The sequence below is a fragment of the Zoogloea sp. LCSB751 genome, assembly GCF_002028455.1.
In the GTDB taxonomy this organism is placed as follows: Bacteria; Pseudomonadota; Gammaproteobacteria; order Burkholderiales; family Rhodocyclaceae; genus Zoogloea.
The window spans coordinates 1-396 of sequence record NZ_MWUM01000101.1 but is presented as its reverse complement, the minus strand read 5'-3'; the positions used below and the strand labels follow the sequence as shown (position 1 = coordinate 396).

Annotated in this window: 2 protein-coding genes; both read right to left on the bottom strand. The window is 66.4% G+C overall.

All coding sequences use genetic code 11. The annotated features are described in order from the left end of the window. A partial coding sequence (locus B4920_RS25925) for an NADH-quinone oxidoreductase subunit H (RefSeq protein ID WP_173862704.1) occupies window positions 1-197 on the bottom strand: 197 nt, incomplete at its 3' end. Next, on the bottom strand, window positions 194-396 hold a 203-nt coding region (locus B4920_RS25920; RefSeq protein WP_216820038.1), incomplete at its 5' end, for a hypothetical protein. The genes B4920_RS25925 and B4920_RS25920, both read right to left, overlap by 4 nt.

Here is a 396-nt window from a genome sequence, read left to right as displayed (position 1 = left end):
AAGAACATCTTGACCATGTCGGCCGCCAGTTGCAGCAGGCCGAAGGGGCCCACCCGGTTGGGGCCGTACCTGTCTTGCCAGAGCGCCAGCAGACGGCGCTCGATGAAGCTCATGAAGGCGCCAGCCCCCACGATCCCCACCAGCACGATCAAGGCTTTGCCTACCTCCAGCAACAGATCGATCAGCTCATTGCTCATGCGATGGCCTCCTGCAAGTCAGTCACATAGGCCTGGTGCAGCGCGGTCGGCAGACCATGGGCCCCCAGGGGCAGGCCGAGCAGGCCCGGTGCCAGCCGTTCGCTGATCCGCAGGGTCAGCCGCCAGTGGTGGCCACCCCAGGAGAAGGCCACCAGATGGCCGGCATGAAGGGCCAAGCGGGCGGCGTCGGCCGGGTTCA